Source organism: Microcoleus sp. B3-D2 (assembly GCF_036705345.1).
In the GTDB taxonomy this organism is placed as follows: domain Bacteria; phylum Cyanobacteriota; class Cyanobacteriia; order Cyanobacteriales; family Microcoleaceae; genus Microcoleus.
Genome location: NZ_JAUBUG010000194.1, coordinates 1 through 1,104, shown reverse-complemented (window position 1 = coordinate 1,104; position 1,104 = coordinate 1). Strand labels below are relative to the sequence as shown.

Sequence of the window (1,104 nt, the reverse complement as noted above, 5' to 3'; positions counted from 1 at the left end):
CGCATTCTATCTTAAAAACCAAATTTTCAGGCTACAGCTTTTAGCGTATCGACAAACTTTGAGTTTCTGTTGATAACGGCAAAAGCTCTACTAATGATTTTGCATCTGATAGCGTTAAGAACAAGCATTTTATTCTTTCCTGCTTCTACTTTCGATTCGTAATACTGTTTAAGCTGTAAGTCAAATTTTTTGGCCGTAAGAGCCGCCATGTTTAATGCAGTTTTTAATCTCTTATTAGCCAGGTTACTTACTTTAGTTCGCCCTCGCACACTTGATCCTGATGAGTATTCAAAAGGAGCAACACCAGCGTAGCAAGCAAACTGGCGGTGAGTTTTAAACAATGTGAATGCCTGTGTATAAGCAATCAACAGCACTGAAGTTTGCTTACCTACGCCAGGAATACTTTGTAATAGCTCATCCTGCTGTTTGAACAATGGATTTGAGTTTATTATATTTTCAATTGACTTTTCTATCTGAAGAAGCTGTTTCTTTAAAAAGATCATCATCCGTTTATTATGCTGCAGTGTAATTTTTAAAATGTCCTCAGGAAGAAAGTTTTTGCTTTCTTTGGTCATATTAAAGATGCTGATGGCTTTTACCACTTTATCCCGTTCTGCCAATAGCAGCCTGATTTCTACAAAATATTTTTCCGGAAGATGGGATAACTTCAATTCATGTAGATGAGATATTGCATAAAGAGCTATATCTCTTGAATCAGCCTTATCTGTTTTGCCCCTTACAATCCCTTTAGAACGTCTGATCTCTAAAGCAGGGACTACCCAGTAATCAAAATGGCCAGTCTGTAACCAATAACAAATTGGCATACTGTACACTCCCGTATTCTCAAGACAAAAAAGAATGTCTTCTTTATTACCCTTTAGCTTTTTTGACAGTAGCGAAAGAAAAGCATTAATTCCCTTGGCGGTGTTTGATAGGCTTCCATAGTCATATTGCATACTTTCCTTGTCTATTATGCAATAATCTAACTTTACTTTGGATACATCTACACCAATAAAAATCCCATAATTCTTTTTCATAAATTTGATTTAGCAATAACAAAAAAGTTGATGCGTACTAAAGCCTTTAATAGGTCTGTCAACCTAG

At 35.9% G+C, this 1,104-nt stretch carries 1 protein-coding gene; it reads right to left on the bottom strand.

Translation table 11 applies throughout. The features are described 5' to 3' along the window. Nucleotides 1–26: 26 nt before the first annotated feature. Nucleotides 27–1,037, bottom strand: a complete 1,011-nt coding sequence (locus QUB14_RS28640) for a transposase (protein ID WP_333297495.1) — start codon at nt 1,035–1,037, stop codon at nt 27–29. Nucleotides 1,038–1,104: the final 67 nt, after the last annotated feature.